Origin of the sequence: Nocardioides sp. REDSEA-S30_B4, assembly GCF_001627265.1 — a bacterium.
Lineage (GTDB): Bacteria > Actinomycetota > Actinomycetes > Propionibacteriales > Nocardioidaceae > Nocardioides.
Genome location: NZ_LUPI01000008.1, coordinates 1 through 14,452, shown reverse-complemented (window position 1 = coordinate 14,452; position 14,452 = coordinate 1). Strand labels below are relative to the sequence as shown.

Annotated in this window: 18 protein-coding genes and 1 pseudogene; 9 read left to right on the top strand and 10 right to left on the bottom strand. The window is 72.8% G+C overall.

Annotation, left to right across the window (positions count from 1 at the left end; genetic code table 11):
• Positions 1-46: 46 nt before the first annotated feature.
• On the top strand, positions 47-709 hold the full coding sequence (locus A6R01_RS01605; RefSeq protein WP_292602890.1) for a TrkA family potassium uptake protein: 663 nt from the start codon (positions 47-49) through the stop codon (positions 707-709).
• Entirely contained in the window at positions 709-1,380 is a 672-nt protein-coding gene (locus A6R01_RS01600; RefSeq protein WP_292602888.1) for a TrkA family potassium uptake protein, read from the top strand. Before A6R01_RS01605 ends, A6R01_RS01600 begins: the two co-directional genes overlap by 1 nt.
• A gap of 15 nt (positions 1,381-1,395) precedes the next feature.
• On the opposite strand, the gene A6R01_RS01595 is transcribed toward A6R01_RS01600, so the two are convergent.
• From A6R01_RS01595 to dut, 4 genes are all read right to left on the bottom strand, one after another.
• Positions 1,396-2,097: a DUF3159 domain-containing protein gene (locus A6R01_RS01595; protein WP_292602886.1), complete on the bottom strand. Its 702-nt coding sequence runs from the start codon at positions 2,095-2,097 to the stop codon at positions 1,396-1,398.
• Positions 2,094-2,399 (bottom strand): OB-fold nucleic acid binding domain-containing protein, encoded by a 306-nt coding sequence (locus A6R01_RS01590; protein ID WP_292603417.1) that lies wholly within the window; start codon positions 2,397-2,399, stop codon positions 2,094-2,096. The genes A6R01_RS01595 and A6R01_RS01590 overlap by 4 nt, the downstream gene beginning before the upstream one ends.
• A 64-nt stretch (positions 2,400-2,463) precedes the next feature.
• Complete coding sequence (locus A6R01_RS01585; protein ID WP_292602884.1) at positions 2,464-3,111, bottom strand: DUF3710 domain-containing protein; 648 nt, start codon at positions 3,109-3,111, stop codon at positions 2,464-2,466.
• Between the two features lie 22 nt (positions 3,112-3,133).
• Positions 3,134-3,598, bottom strand: a complete 465-nt coding sequence (dut, locus tag A6R01_RS01580) for a dUTP diphosphatase (RefSeq protein ID WP_292602881.1) — start codon at positions 3,596-3,598, stop codon at positions 3,134-3,136.
• Positions 3,599-3,629: 31 nt separating this feature from the next.
• Between dut and A6R01_RS01575 the strand changes: the two genes are divergently transcribed.
• Entirely contained in the window at positions 3,630-4,094 is a 465-nt protein-coding gene (locus tag A6R01_RS01575; protein WP_292602878.1) for a DUF3093 domain-containing protein, read from the top strand.
• A 68-nt stretch (positions 4,095-4,162) separates the two neighbouring features.
• Positions 4,163-4,441: a DUF4235 domain-containing protein gene (locus A6R01_RS01570; RefSeq protein ID WP_292602875.1), complete on the top strand. Its 279-nt coding sequence runs from the start codon at positions 4,163-4,165 to the stop codon at positions 4,439-4,441.
• A 78-nt stretch (positions 4,442-4,519) separates the two neighbouring features.
• Here the strand turns inward: A6R01_RS01570 and A6R01_RS01565 are convergent, their stop codons facing one another.
• The 3 genes from A6R01_RS01565 to A6R01_RS01555 all read right to left on the bottom strand — a co-directional run bounded on the left by A6R01_RS01565 (position 4,520) and on the right by A6R01_RS01555 (position 6,903).
• Positions 4,520-4,810 carry a DUF4193 domain-containing protein gene (locus tag A6R01_RS01565; RefSeq protein WP_292602872.1) on the bottom strand — a complete coding sequence of 97 codons (291 nt, stop codon included), beginning with the start codon at positions 4,808-4,810 and terminating at the stop codon, positions 4,520-4,522.
• Between the two features lie 129 nt (positions 4,811-4,939).
• On the bottom strand, positions 4,940-5,776 hold the full coding sequence (locus A6R01_RS01560; protein ID WP_292602869.1) for an inositol monophosphatase family protein: 837 nt from the start codon (positions 5,774-5,776) through the stop codon (positions 4,940-4,942).
• A complete protein-coding gene (locus A6R01_RS01555) occupies positions 5,773-6,903 on the bottom strand; it encodes a ferrochelatase (RefSeq protein ID WP_292602866.1) in 1,131 nt (376 codons plus the stop codon). The genes A6R01_RS01560 and A6R01_RS01555 overlap by 4 nt, the downstream gene beginning before the upstream one ends.
• Positions 6,904-7,033: 130 nt before the next feature.
• On the opposite strand from A6R01_RS01555, the gene A6R01_RS01550 reads away from it, so the two are divergent.
• Complete coding sequence (locus tag A6R01_RS01550; RefSeq protein ID WP_292602863.1) at positions 7,034-8,203, top strand: MFS transporter; 1,170 nt, start codon at positions 7,034-7,036, stop codon at positions 8,201-8,203.
• 6 nt (positions 8,204-8,209) lie between these two features.
• On the opposite strand, the gene A6R01_RS01545 is transcribed toward A6R01_RS01550, so the two are convergent.
• Complete coding sequence (locus A6R01_RS01545; RefSeq protein ID WP_292602860.1) at positions 8,210-8,845, bottom strand: trimeric intracellular cation channel family protein; 636 nt, start codon at positions 8,843-8,845, stop codon at positions 8,210-8,212.
• 52 nt (positions 8,846-8,897) lie between these two features.
• Positions 8,898-9,356, bottom strand: coding sequence for a GNAT family N-acetyltransferase (locus tag A6R01_RS01540; RefSeq protein ID WP_292602857.1), 459 nt, complete (start codon positions 9,354-9,356; stop codon positions 8,898-8,900).
• 194 nt (positions 9,357-9,550) lie between these two features.
• Here A6R01_RS01540 and sepH point away from each other — a divergent pair, with 194 nt between their 5' ends.
• Together sepH and A6R01_RS01530 are read left to right on the top strand one after the other, a co-directional pair.
• The gene (gene sepH, locus A6R01_RS01535) at positions 9,551-10,537 is read left to right on the top strand and encodes a septation protein SepH (protein WP_292602854.1); all 987 of its coding nucleotides are present in this window, start codon (positions 9,551-9,553) and stop codon (positions 10,535-10,537) included.
• Positions 10,538-10,583: 46 nt separating this feature from the next.
• Positions 10,584-12,590, top strand: coding sequence for an SDR family oxidoreductase (locus tag A6R01_RS01530; protein ID WP_292602851.1), 2,007 nt, complete (start codon positions 10,584-10,586; stop codon positions 12,588-12,590).
• On the opposite strand, the gene A6R01_RS01525 is transcribed toward A6R01_RS01530, so the two are convergent.
• Positions 12,571-13,404, bottom strand: coding sequence for a sulfurtransferase (locus tag A6R01_RS01525; protein ID WP_292602848.1), 834 nt, complete (start codon positions 13,402-13,404; stop codon positions 12,571-12,573). The two genes, A6R01_RS01530 and A6R01_RS01525, sit on opposite strands and share 20 nt — an antisense overlap.
• 35 nt (positions 13,405-13,439) lie before the next feature.
• On the opposite strand from A6R01_RS01525, the pseudogene A6R01_RS01520 reads away from it, so the two are divergent.
• Positions 13,440-14,063: pseudogene (locus A6R01_RS01520) on the top strand (thymidine kinase); the annotation flags it as partial.
• Positions 14,064-14,090: 27 nt separating this feature from the next.
• A partial coding sequence (locus tag A6R01_RS01515; protein WP_292603415.1) for a thiamine phosphate synthase occupies positions 14,091-14,452 on the top strand: 362 nt, incomplete at its 3' end.

The window sequence follows — 14,452 nt, the reverse complement described above, 5'->3', positions numbered from 1 at the left end:
TACGGCACGTGCGGCCCCGGAGGTCACTTGCGGATAGCGTGGTCCCGTGCACGTCGTGATCATGGGGTGCGGCCGGGTCGGCTCGACCCTCGCCCGCTCCCTGGAGGACCGCAACCACACCGTCTCGGTGATCGACTCCGAGCCGGATGCCTTCCGACGCCTTGGGCCGGGGTTCAACGGCGACAAGATCGCCGGGATGGGCTTCGACCAGGAGGTCCTGGAGAAGGCCGGCATCCGGCGCGCGGACGCGTTCGCCGCGGTCTCCTCCGGTGACAACTCCAACATCATCGCCGCTCGGGTGGCCCGCGAGACCTTCGGCATCCAGCAGGTCGTGGCCCGCATCTACGACCCCGGCCGCGCCGAGGTCTACCAGCGCCTGGGCATCACCACGGTCGCCACCGTGAAGTGGACCGCCGACCAGGTGCTGCGCCGGATCCTGCCCGCCGGCGCCGAGCCCGACTTCCGCGACCCCAGCGGAACGGTGCGCGTGGACCACATCACCGTCCCCGACGTCTGGATCGGTCAGAAGACCATCGACCTGCAGCTGCAGAGCAAGTCGCGCATCGCGTGGATCGACCGGCTCGGCGAGGGCATGCTGCCCACCCGCGAGACGATCCTGCAGGAGGGCGACATGCTGCACCTGGTCATCCGTGAGCAGATGGCCGCCCACACGTTCGCGGTCCTCGACAAGGGACCGGAGGAGAGCTGATGCGCGTCGCCATCGCCGGGGCCGGGGCCGTCGGCCGGTCCATCGCCCGCGAGCTGATCGGCAACGGCCACGAGGTCCTGCTGATCGACAAGAACGCCCAGGCCATCAAGCCCGAGCGGGTGCCGGACGCCGAGTGGTTGCTGGCCGACTGCTGCGAGATGTCCTCGCTGGAGGAGGCACGCCTGGACCGCTGCGACGTGCTGATCTCCGCCACCGGCGACGACAAGGCCAACCTCGTGGCCTCGCTGCTGGCCAAGACCGAGTTCGGGGTCCCCCGCACCGTCGGCCGGGTCAACCACCCCAACAACGAGTGGCTCTTCAGCGAGGCGTGGGGCGTGGACGTCAACGTCTCGACGCCCCGCATCATGTCGGCGCTGGTCGAGGAGGCGGTCACGGTCGGCGACCTGGTGCGCCTGTTCACCTTCCGCCAGGGCAACGCCAACCTCGTTGAGATGACCCTGCCCTCCGACAGCCCGTACGTCGGCAAGCCGGCCGGTCTGGTGCCGCTGCCGGAGTCCTGCGCGCTGGTGACGATCCTGCGCGACGGGCAGGTCTACACCCCCAACCCGGAGCAGCCCATCGAGTCCGGCGACGAGCTGCTGTTCGTCGTGCCGGCCGAGAAGGAGGACGAGCTCGAACGGCTGCTCGCGCCGTCCACCCACGGCGGCTGAGGGCGACCGCACCACTCAGGGGGCCAGCGGCTCCACGGGCGTCCGGTTGCGGCCGAGCACCCATAGCATCCCCGCCAGCGCGGCCAGCTGCAGCGGCCAGCCCAGCGCGATCTTGAGGATGCCGAGCGCGGCGATCGCGAAGTCGGTGTCGATCGACCCGCTCCAGCCGCCCAGCCACAGCGGCGCCTGCAGGACCACGCGCACGACGCAGGGCACGGCGAGCAGCCAGGTCAGCGTCGTGCACAGCCGCACGACCTGCTTGTCGCGGTGCCACTCGGTCACCTCGCCGGTCACCGAGCCGACCATGAAGCCGACCAGCGGCCAGCCGATCAGGCAGGTGACGGCCATGACGACGGCGTACCCGCCGTTGTAGAGCAGGCCGGGCAGGAAGTAGGCCAGCGCCTGCTCGTCCTCGCTCCCGCCCCGGGAGGCGGCGAGGCGGACGAAGAACCAGCCGATGCCGATGCCGAAGAGCGCGTTGACGACGAACTGCACCGTCGAGCGCTGCACGAGCCGGACCACGAGCAGGAGCACGGCGACGCCGACGCTGACGCCCAGGGCGACCTGCAGCTCGCGCGTCGTCAGCCACAGCACGGTGAAGACGATCGTCGGGACGGCGGCCTCGACCATGCCGCGTCGCCCGCCGAGGGCCTTGGCGAGCTGGCCGCGGACGACCTCCTCGACCGTCACCCCCGGTGCCAGCTGGTGGTCGCTCATGGCAGCAGCTGGTAGCGGGGGTTGAAGATCACCCGCTGCCCCTCGTGGACGCCGATCCGGCCCTCGACCTCGATCGAGACGCCCGGGTCGATGCCGACGATGCGCCGGCGTCCCAGCCAGATGATGGTCAGTGCCCCCGAGCCGTCGAAGAGCTCGGCCTCCAGCGCGGGCACGCCGCCGCGGGGGCGCAGAGTCACGGTGCGCAGCGTGCCCTGCAGGCGCACCCGGGCGCGGTCCTCGGCCTCGGCGATGGTGTCCTTGCCAGGCTCGACGTAGGTCTTGAGCATGTCGCGGGCGAGCATGTCCGAGCTGTTGGCCCAGCGCGAGATGCTGCGACGCAGGCGGGACTTCTCGGCCACGGGGCGCCTAGCCCCCCACGCGGCGCGCGCCCTCGGGCAGCGCGAGCGGCAGCGGCTCCCCGACGGGCATCGCGCCGTCACCGCGGCGGACGGCGACGGTGCTGATGACGGCGTCCCACGTGTCGCGGTCGGCGCCGGGACGGGCCGGGCCACCGATCAGCGTGGCGCGCAGCATCCAGCGCGCGCCGTTGATGCCGATGATCCGCGAGAGCTGTTGGCCGGTGCGGCCGTCGGACAGCGTCCGGGTCAGCTCGCACTGCAGCTCGGTGCCCCACCGGCCCTGCTCCTCGGTCGCGGTGCCGCCGCGCTGGGACATGTCCGCCGCGATCTGGGGGCGCACCTCGCTCCACAGGTCGCCGTTGCGAGGAGCCGCGAACGCGCGCAGCTCCAGCGCGCCCGCGGGCCCGGTCAGCAGGACCGCCTGGACCTCGCCGCTGGCCTCGTCGACCTGCAGGCGCAGCTCGGTGCCCACGACCGGGGCGATCAGCAGCGAGCCGAGGTCGATGCGCTGCACACCCTCGGGCAGGTCGGGCATGTCGGAGACGTCGTAGGGCCCGGCGGGCGGGCTGGTCTGCTCCTCGGACCCCTCAGCCGGCTCGGTCGCGGCCTGGTCCGGGGTCTCCGGCTCAGTGGCGGACTTGCGGCGGAACTTCACGAGCGCTCCCTCGAGTGGCGGGTCAGGTACCGGTAGAACCGTAGCCCCCGCTGCCCCGGGCGGAGTCCGGCAGGGCGTCGACCTCGACGAACGCGGCTCGTTCGACCCGCTGGACCACCAGCTGGGCGACGCGCTCGCCGCGGCGCAGCTCCACCGGCTCGGCCGGGTCGAGGTTGACCAGCAGCACCTTGACCTCGCCGCGGTAGCCGGCGTCCACGGTGCCGGGCGTGTTGACGATGGAGACGCCGTGCCGGGCGGCCAGCCCCGAGCGCGGGTGCACGAGACCGACGTACCCCTCCGGCAGCGCGAGGGCGATCCCGGTCGGCACCAGCGCGCGCTCCCCCGGCGCGAGCACGACGTCGACGGTGGTGTGCAGGTCGGCGCCGGCGTCGCCGGGGTGCGCGTAGGACGGGAGCGGCAGCTCGGGGTCCAGTCGCACCACGGGGACGGGCAGGGCAACGGGCAGTGAGGAGGCCTGGTCGTCCACGGCAGGGACCCTAGTGCGAGACTCCTGTCCCGTGGACACGGGCACGCACTACCGCGAGCGGCTCGCCGTGCCGATCCGGTGGTGGGCCCAGGGGACGATGCTGGTCGCCAGCCTCTGGTTGGCGGTGATCGTCGCGGTCCCCGGCCCCTTCGCGTGGGCCGTCACCTTCGTCGCCGCCGCGCTCATGGTCGCCTTCTTCCTCTCGTACGGCGGCGCCGTGCTGAGCGTGCAGGACGGCTGGTTCCGCGCCGGCCGCGCGAAGGTCGAGGTCCGCTTCGTCGATGAGGTGCAGGCGCTGGATGCCGAGCAGACCCGACTGGTGGCCGGTCGCGACGCCGACGCCCGCGCATACCTGCTGTTGCGGCCCTACCGCAGCAAGGCGGTCAAGGTGTCGCTGCGCGACCCGGCCGACCCCACGCCGTACTGGCTGGTGAGCACGCGTCGCCCCGAGCGGCTCGCCGAGGCGCTGAGCCGCGCCGTCGACGCCGCCGGCTGATCTCCCTGATGATCCCGGGCTGGTCCCTCCCCCTCCGGTGGGGTGCTGCAGGGGGCTAGGGTCGGACCATGTCCAAGGTCTGGTCTGTGATGGAGAAGGGCTCGGCGGTCGGTGCCGCCGTCGTCACCCGCAAGGTGCTGACCACGGGGTGGTCGAAGGCCGCGCGCCGCAAGCCGCCGGCGAACCCGGCCGACCCCGACGTCAACATCGGTGAGGCCCTGGCCTGGGCGGTCGCCACGGGGGCTGCGGTCTCGGTCGCGCGCATGCTCGCCATGCGCGGCGCCGCCCGGTACTACACGAAGTCCGCGGGGCACCTGCCCCCGGGACTCGAGAAGGACGGGGTCTGACCCGTCCTCCCTGATCTGCCCAGCTGGTCTGCCCAGCTGAACCGCTGGTCGGCTGACGCCTGAGGACCCCCGAGGGCCTCAGGCGCAGTCGAAGCAGATCTTCTTCTTGGCGTCCGCCAGCTGCGAGCGGTGGTGCACCAGGAAGCAGCTCATGCAGGTGAACTCGTCCTCCTGCTTGGGCTTCACCTCGACGGCAAGCTCCTCGTGCGACAGGTCGGCTCCGGGGAGCTCGAAGTTCTCCGCCGCCTCGGTCTCGTCCTCGTCGACCTTGCCCGAGCTCTTGTCGTGGCGGCGTGCCTTGAGCTCCTCGATGCTCTCCTCGGAGGAGTCCTCCTCGTTCTTGCGTGGCGCGTCGTAGTCGGTTGCCATCGTCGTCACTCCCCTCGTCCGGTCGATCGGCGCCACAGTGTGCACCATCGCCGGGGACCACTCCACACCGGTCTGGTGTGGCGGGCGGTGAACAGTGGGTGACGTCGCGCTATTCCCCTCCCGGGGAGGTCACCCCTGCGGGGTCGCGGGGGCGGCGTACCCGGCCTCCAGGACCGCCTCGCAGAACACGTCGTACGCCGCCGCGGGGGCCGCCACGAGCAGGTCACGCCCGGAGGCGCCGGTGTGCAGCTCCCATCGCGCGCCCGCGGCGCGCGCGACGAGCGCCGCCGCCGCGTGGTCCCACAGGTTCACGCCCTCCTCGACGTAGGCGTCGAGGTGCCCCGAGGCGAGCAGGCACAGGTCGAGCGCGCACGAGCCCAGGCGGCGGATGTCGCGCACCCGGGGCAGCAGCCGCACCAGGGACTCCGCCTGACGGCGACGCACCTCACGGTCGTAGGAGAAGCCGGTCGCGACGAGCATCTGCGACAGCGGCTGCGGGTCGCGCGCCCGCACCGGCACGCCGTCACGGGCGCCGACGGGCTCCCCGTCCTCGAGGTGCGCGCTCCAGGTGGAGCCGGTCGGGACCTCCAGGACGGTCCCGGCGACGGTCGACCAGCCGTCCGGTGCCGCGTCGTCGGCCACCTGCGCGGCGACGGAGACGGCGTGGCGCGGCAGCCCGTAGAGGAAGTTCACGGTGCCGTCGATCGGGTCCAGGACCCACCGCAGGCCCGACGTGCCGGGCCGGTCCTCCCCCTCCTCCCCCAGGATCGTGTCGTGGGGCCGGGCAGCGACCAGCCGCGCGCGCAGCAGCTCCTCGCTCGCGCGGTCGGCCGCGGTGACCACGTCGACGTCGCTGGACTTGGTGGCCGCGACCTCGACACCTCCGGCCGCGTGCTCCCGGACCAGGGCGGCGGCCTCGGTCGCGACCTCGCGGGACAGGGCGGCGAGGTCGCGCGGGTCGGTCACGTGTCGCGGCCGCAGAGGGCGGGTCGCTCGGCGCGCGGGTTGGCGCAGCAGCCCACGGGGCAGACGTCCCACATCGCGCCGATCCCGCCGGTGGCGGCCCGCACGACGTCCTCGCCGCGCTCGACGGTGGCCCGCTCGACCAGCAGGTCACGCACCATCGACACGAAGCGCGGGTCGGTGCCGGCGGTGGCCGCCCGCGTCGCGGGCAGGCCCACCTCCTTCGCGGTGGCCAGCGCCTCGGTGTCGAGGTCGTAGACGACCTCCATGTGGTCGGAGACGAAGCCGACGGGCACGATCACGGCCGCGGCGGCCCCGCGCTCCTTCATCGCGGTGAGGTGGTCGTTGACGTCGGGCTCGAGCCACGGCACCTGCGGCGAGCCCGAGCGCGAGCAGTAGACCAGCGCGTGGTCGTGGCGGGTGCCGGTCTCCTCCGCGACGCGGTCGACGATGCTGCGGGCGACGTCGAGGTGCTGCGCGACGTAGGCACTCCCCTCCTCCCAGTCCTTCTCCGGGTCGCCGCTGCGCTCGCTCATGGCCGTGGGGATCGAGTGGGTGACGAACACCAGCTCGGCACCGGCCCGGACGTCCTCGGGCAGGTCGGCCAGCGCGGCGAGCACCGCGTCGACGTTGGGCTCCACGAAGCCGGGGTGGTTGAAGTAGTGGCGCAACTTGTCCAGGCGCACGGGCGAACCCTCGGGGCCGGGACCGTCGCCGAGCGGGTCGACGGCGTCCCAGAGGTTCTCGCGGTACTGCCGGCACGACGACCACGAGCTGTAGGCGCTGGTCACGAAGCAGGCGGCGCGGGTGATGCCGTCCTCGGCCATCTGCCGCAGCGTGTCGGTGAGGAACGGGTCCCAGTTGCGGTTGCCCCAGTAGACCGGGAGGTCGATCCCCGCGCCGGCGAGCTCGGTGCGGATCGCGGCCAGCAGGTCGCGGCACTGGTCGTTGATCGGAGAGCGACCGCCGAAGAGGAAGTAGTGCTCGCCCACCTCCTCGAGCCGCTCGCGCGGGATGCCCCGGCCCCGCGTGACGTTCTCCAGGAACGGCACGACGTCCTCGGGCTTCTCCGGACCTCCGAAGGAGACGAGCAGCAGGGCGTCGTAGGGGCTCACGTCGGGGCTGGCCATGCCCACATCGTAGGAACCCGCCTTCTCACCCTGGAGGATCACCCGAGATTTAGCCGGGACCCGGCAGAGGTCCTAGGTTCCGGGCATGGCAGGCGGCGGTGCTGGAGGCGGGCTGAGGAGCTACCGGGACGTGCTGACGCACCCCGGCGCGCTCGCGTTCTCGCTGACGGGTCTGGTGGCTCGGCTGCCGATCTCCATGGCCGGTCTCGGCATCGTGCTGCTGGTCGAGGGGGCGACCGGTTCCTACGGCCTGGCCGGCTCGGTCTCAGCGGCCTACATGGTCGCCAACGCGGTGCTCGCCATCGCGCAGGGCCGGCTGCTGGACCGCTGGGGGCAGGGACCGGTCCTGGCCGTGGCGGGCACGGTCTTCGGCATCGCGACCTCGCTGCTGGTCTGGTCGGTCCAGGCGGACTGGCCGCGCACCGCGTCGTACGTCGCCGCGGCCGTGGCGGGGGGCTCGCTGCCCCAGATCGGCTCGGCCGGGCGTGCCCGCTGGGCGCAGGTGCTCGACCGGCCGGCGCAGGTGCAGACCGCGTACGCCCTCGAGGCCGTCTTCGACGAGGTCGTCTTCATCCTCGGCCCGATCCTGGTGACGGTGCTCGCCACGCTCGTGCACCCCGTGCTCGGGCTGGCGGTGGCCGCCGCCGCGGGGTCCCTGGGCTCGTGGGCGTTCGCCGCCCAGCGCTCCACCGCTCCCCCGGCCCACCCGCACCGGCGCGGGGGTGACCGGCGCGTGCCGCTGCCCTGGCGCACGCTGGCTCCGCTCACGGTCGTCTCCGCGTGCCTGGGCGTCCTCTTCGGTGCTGCTGAGGTGACCACGGTCGCGTTCGCGGACGAGCAGGGGGCTCCCGCCTGGGCCGGCGCGCTGCTGGCCCTGTGGGCCTTGGGCAGCCTGGTCTCCGGCGTCGTCACCGGTGCGCTGACCTGGCGTACCTCGGTCACCACGCGACTGCGGGTGGGGGCGAGCGCGATGGCGCTGGCCATGGCGCCGCTGTGGCTGGTCGGGTCGCTGCCGCTGATGGGGCTGGTGCTGCTCATCGGGGGTGCCGCCATCGCCCCGACGCTCATCGCCACGATGTCGCTGGTGCAGTCCAGCACCCCCCGCGCCCGCCTCACCGAGGGGATGGCCCTCGTGCAGACCGGCCTGGTCGCCGGCGTCGCTCCCGGTGCCGCTGCCTCCGGCTTCGTCGTCGACCACTACGGCGCCAACCCGGCGTACCTCGTGTCCCTGGCCGCCGGCCTCCTCGCCGCGCTGGCCGCGCTCACGCTGCCGCGGCCCCCGGTGTCCGACGGCGACTGACCGACCTCAGACGCTGGCGGGTCCCCGCGGCACCGGCGCCTGCCAGCCGCGCCACATCGACAGCAGCCGCCACACCAGGCAGACCGTGGCCCCGGCCGCGGCGGCCAGGCCGAACGGCACGTCCGCACGGTCGAGCAGCACCGCGACGAGCGCCCCTGCCAGCGCAGGGGTCGCGTAGAGCTCGCCCCGGAAGATCACCGGTACGCGGCCGGCCAGCACGTCGCGCATCATGCCGCCGCCGATGCCGGTCGCCATCCCCAGCAGCGCTGCCGGCAGCGGCCCCAGGCCGTAGTCGACGGCCTTGAGCGCCCCGGCGACGCAGAACAACGAGAGACCGAAGGAGTCGAAGACGTTGACCAGCCGCTCCATCCGGCCCAGCGCCGGGTGGTAGAGGAAGGTCACCAGGCCGGCAGCGACCGGCACGAGGAGGTAGCGCCAGTCCTGCAGCGCGGCCGGCGGCGTGGCGTCGATGAGCACGTCGCGCAGGAACCCGCCACCGAGGCCGGTGACACCGGCCAGGACCATCACGCCGAAGACGTCGAGCTCCTTGCGGACCGCGACGAGCGCGCCGGAGATCGCGAAGACGAAGATGCCGACGAGGTCGAGGGCGACCAGGGTCACGCTGGGTTCGGGGGTCGGCACCCGCGCAGGCTACCCACAGCCGGGGGCCGGGACCCAGCGGCCGCGGACGACCTCAGCGCACCCCGTAGAACGGCGAGGTCAGCGGCCAGTCGCGGGCGATCCAGTCGGGGACGAAGGCGTCCAGCGTGGACTCGAGCTCGCTGCCGACGTACTCGTCCCGCACCCACCACGAGATGACGGCGTCGCACCCGGGGCCGTCACCGGGATCGACGTAGACGCAGCCGATCAGCTCGGTCTCCTCGGCGTCGAGGAGCGCGTAGTTGAAGGACTCGTGGGTCTGCATCTCCTCCCAGTGCCGCTGCAGGTCCTCGCGGTCGGCCTCGGCGCTCATGTCGGCCGGCGGCCAGCCCCAGGCGTCGCCGTAGATCGCCCACAGCCGCTCCCGCGAGCCCATGACGGCCTGCATGTCCTTCTCGGTGTCGTCGGCGGTGATGGGACGCAGGTGGTGGCCGGTGGGCAGGTCCACCCGCAGCGGGTGCTCCCAGTCCGTCGGGAGCCAGGTCGTGGTCATGAGCAGATGGTGGAGCCTGCGAGCAGCGGTGCGCCACGCAAATGTGCGGCGGGTCCGACGCACCGCCGCACCCCGAGCGCACCGCGAGCGCGCCACGGGCCCCTCGGGCGCCGGGGTCCCTGGTCCGGGGCGTCTCCTGGCGTAGGCTCGCCCCACCCCGGGCACTCCGGCGGCGATGGACTACGAAGCAGGAGGTGGACCGGCTCATGGTGCACCTGACCCTCGCGGGCACGAGCGAGGACGGGAAGCGCCTGCTCCTGGTCAGCGACGCCGGGGAGGAGCACACCCTCGACGTCGACGCCCGGCTCCGCAGCGCCCTGCGCGGCGAGACGTCACGACTCGGTCAGTTGGAGATCACCATGGAGAGCGTCCTGCGGCCTCGCGACATCCAGGCCCGCATCCGCGCCGGCGAGACGCCGGAGGCGGTCGCCGAGGCGGCGCAGACCAGCGTCGAGAAGATCATGCCGTTCGCCGGCCCCGTCCTCGCCGAGCGCGAGCACGTCGCCCAGCGCGCGCAGCGCAGCTCGGTACGCCGTCGCAACGGTGACGGGGCGCGCATCCTCGGCGAGGCCGTCGAGTCCCACCTGCGCTCGGTCAACGTCGGCGTCGACACCGTCGCCTGGGACGCCTGGCGCCGCGAGGACGGGCGCTGGGTACTCACGGCCGACTTCGCCACCCAGACCCGTTCGGGCACCGGCACCTACACCTACGACATGCCCGGCAACTACGTCGTGGCCGAGGACGACGACGCCCGCTGGCTCATCGGCGACCGGTCGGCGACCCCGACCGCACCCCCGGCCCCCGACGACCTCGAGCAGGTGCGCCGCCGTCGTGCCGCCGCCCTCGACGAGCCCGACCAGCTGCCCCTGGGCGACGACGCGATCCACCTCGTCGCGCCCGAGTCGCTGCCCGACCTGCACGACGAGGCGCCGGCCCAGGAGCCGGCCCAGGAGTCGGCGGAGCCCGTGCGTGCGGACGCCGAGCCCGGTCAGCCCGAGCCGGCCCCGTCCTCGCACGACGAGCCCGCTCCGGCCGCGCGGGAGACGACCGAGCCGCCGGCTGCGCAGCAGACCCCGCCCGAGCACGTCGACGAGCCCGCCGGCCGCAAGCCGGCCCGCAAGCGCGGCCGCGCGTCCGTCCCGAGCTGGGACGAGATCATGTTCGGCGGCACCAAGGAGTAGCCCTCGGGGCATCCCCACGAGGGCCGAGCGGGGCTAGTCTCCGCCCATGGCCTACTTCGTGACCGGCGCCACAGGCTTCATCGGGCGGTTCCTCGTGACCGAGCTGCTCGACCACCGCGAGGGCGAGGTCTTCGTCCTCGTCCGCGAGGGCAGCCGACATCGGATGGACGCCCTCGTCCGACGCTGGGGCACCGACCGCGTCACCCCGGTCGTGGGCGACCTGTCCCAGGACGGGCTCGGTGTCGACCCCGCCTGGGTCGCCGAGCACCGCGGCTCGATCGAGCACTTCTTCCACCTCGCGGCGATCTACGACATGACCGCCGACGACGCGACCAACGAGACGATGAACGTCGGCGGCACCCGCCACGCCCTCGAGCTCGCCGAGGCGCTGGAGGTGGGCTGCTTCCACCAGGTGTCGTCGGTGGCCGCCGCCGGCGAGCACCGCGGCCGCTTCGACGAGACGATGTTCGACGAGGGCCAGCACCTGCCCTCGCCCTACCACCGCACCAAGTTCGAGTCCGAGCGGATCGTGCGCGAGGAGGCGACGGTCCCCTGGCGCGTCTACCGGCCGGCCATCGTGGTCGGCGACTCCCAGTCCGGCGAGATGGACAAGGTCGACGGCCCCTACTACTTCTTCCCCCTGATGAAGCTGCTGCGCGACCGGCTGCCCGCCTGGCTGCCGCTCGTGGGCGTCGACCTCGGCGACACCAACGTGGTGCCGGTCGACTACGTCGCGAAGGCGATGGACCACATCGCCCACTGTCCCGACCTCGACGGCCAGGCCTTTCACCTCGTCAACCCCGAGCCGCAGCCGGTCGTCGACGTCGTGAACGCCTTCTGCGCCGCCGCCGGCGCCCCACGGTTCGCCACCCCCGTCGACCGCGGCGTCACCCGGGCCGGGCCGCTCGCCCTGCTCCCCCGCGCGGTGCGCCCCTCGACGTACGCCGCGGCGCTGGCCCGCAACGGGATCGTGCAATCGGTCCTCGACCCGCTGACCAGCCAGCTCGGCATCCCCGCGGAGGTGCTGGGGCACACCGGCTTCGCCCCCGTGTTCGACTCACGTCGGACCGAGAAGGCGCTCGCGGGCTCCGGCATCGGCGTGCCGGACCTGGAGTCCTACGCCCGCACGCTGTGGGGCTACTGGGAGGAGCACCTCGACGACTCCTGCGGACGGGACGCCGACAACCGCGCCGCCCTGCAGGGCAAGCACGTCGTCATCACCGGCGCCTCCTCGGGCATCGGCCAGGTCACCGCCCTGAAGGTCGCGCAGTGCGGCGGCATCCCGGTGCTGGTCGCCCGCGGCAAGGACAAGCTGGAGGAGACCAGGGCGGTCATCGAGTCCCGCGGCGGCACGGCCCACGTCTACCCGTGCGATCTCTCCGACCTCGACGCGATCGACGCCCTGTGCGCCCAGATCTCGGCCGAGCTCCCCTCGGTCGACTTCGTGGTCAACAACGCCGGGCGCTCGATCCGTCGCTCGCTCAAGCTCAGCCACGACCGCTTCCACGACTTCGAGCGCACCATGCAGCTGAACTACTTCGGCGCGATCCGCCTGGTGATGGGCCTGATCCCGGCCATGCGGGAGCAGCGGCGCGGGCACATCGTGAACATCAGCTCCATCGGCGTGCAGACCAACCCGCCGCGGTTCTCGGCCTACGTGGCGTCCAAGGCGGCCCTGGACTCCTGGTCCAACGTCGTGTCCTCCGAGCTCGTCGGCGACGGCATCACCTTCACCGGCATCCACATGCCGCTGGTGCGGACGCCGATGATCGCGCCGACCAAGATCTACGACAAGTTCCCCACGATCTCACCGGCACAGGCCGCGGACCTGGTCATCAGGGCGATGGTCGAGCGGCCGCACGAGATCAACACCGCGCTCGGCAACGCCGGCGCCATCGCGCACACGGTCGCGCCCAAGGTGGCGTTCCGCATCCTCAACATGGCCTACCACGTGTTCCCGGACTCCGCCGCCGCCCGCGGCGACGCAACCCAGGGCTCGCGGGAGTCCGAGCAGATCATGCTGGCCCGGGTGTTCAAGGGGATCCACTGGTGATCGGGCGGGAGGGATCCGTGATCCACCCGCTCCAGCTCCCCGGGTACAGCGCAGCGCGCACCCCCACCAGCTCCAGGGCGAGCACGTCGAGGCAGGCGGTCACGCCCGAGCCGCAGTACGCCGCGACGTCCGCCCCGGGCACGGCCCCGACACCGGCGTACAGCTCGCGGAGCTCGGGCACGGGGCGGAACCTGCCCTCGGGCGTGAGGTTGAGCGACGTCGGCACGTTCACGGCGCCGGGGACGTGCCCGGCCACGGGATCCACCGGCTCGACCTCGCCGCGGTAGCGCTCACCGGCCCGCGCGTCGACCAGCACCGCGACCCCGAGCACCCCGTCGGCCTCGACGACCGGCATCGATCCCGGCGTCCCGTCCAGGTCGCCCGGCTCCGTGTCGACCGGACCGGTCTCCACCGGCCCGCCGCCGGCGACCCACGCGCTCCACCCGCCGTCGAGCACCCGCACGTCCTCGACGCCGTGGTGGCGCAGCAGCCACCAGGCGCGCGCGGCGGCGTGGCCCGACCAGTCGTCGTAGACGACGACCGGGTGACCGCTCCGCACACCGGCCGACCGCATCGCCCCGAGGAAGGTCGCGGTGTCCGGCAGCGGATGGCGGCCGCCCGCACCGGGAGGTGCGGCGAGCGCCGTGTCGAGGGCGACGTACGCCGCTCCGGGCACGTGCCCCGCCTCGTGCTCGGCCGGACCGGTCGGACCGCCCAGCCGGTAGCGCACGTCCAGCAGGGGCGGCGGCTGCCCGGAGTCGAGGAGCGCGCTCAGCTCGGCGGTGTCGATGAGGGGGTGCACTGGCCCGGACATGCACCCATCCTGCCGGACACCTAGGATCTCGCCCCGTGGCTGAGCTCCAGTTCTTCACCGGCACCATGGACTCCGGCAAGAGCACGCTGGCGCTCCAGACCAACCACAACCACGCCGCCCGCGGCCGTGTGGGGCAGATCTTCGTCACCCGCGACCGTGCCGGCACCGGCCGCCTCTCGAGTCGCCTGGGCCTGACCCACGACGCGATCGAGGTCGACAGCGAGTTCGACTTCTGGCGCCACGTCGTCGACCACCTGACCCAGGGCGGCCGGATCGACTACCTCATCTGCGACGAGGCGCAGTTCTACTCCCCCGAACAGATCGACGCCCTGGCCAAGATCGTCGACGAGCTGCAGATCGACGTCTTCGCCTTCGGGATCCTCACCGACTTCCGCACGCTGATGTTCCCCGGCTCCGCGCGTCTCGTCGAGCTCGCCGACCGGATGAACGTCCTGCAGGTCGAGGCGCTGTGCTGGTGCGGCAAGCGCGCCACCCACAACGCCCGTACCGAGAACGGCGTGATGGTCGTCGAGGGCGACGTCATCGTGGTCGGCGACGTCGAGCAGCCCGACCACCACGACGCGGACGTGGACGTCGCCTACGAGGTGCTCTGCCGGCAGCACCACCGCCGCCGGCTCACCGCCGCCCGCGCCAAGGCCGTCTGTCAGGCGCATCATGCGCAACTGGTGGTCAATGATTACTGGCGGATCGCCCTGGATCTGGGCTGCGACATGGTCCACCTGGGCCAGGAGGATATGGAGACGGCGGATTTCGCCGCGCTGCGCCGGGCGGGCGTGCGGTTCGGCCTGTCGACCCATGGCCGGGCCGAGCTGGAGCGCGCCCTGGCGCTGGATCCGGCCTATGTCGCGCTTGGCCCTGTCTATCCGACGCTGTTGAAAAAGATGGCCTGGGGGCCGCAGGGACTGGATCGGGTAACCGAATGGAAAGGTCTTGTCGGTAGCCTTCCCTTGGTCGGAATCGGCGGGCTGACCCCCGAACGCCTGCCCGGGCTTTTCGCCGCCGGGGCGGACAGCGCCGCCGTCGTGAC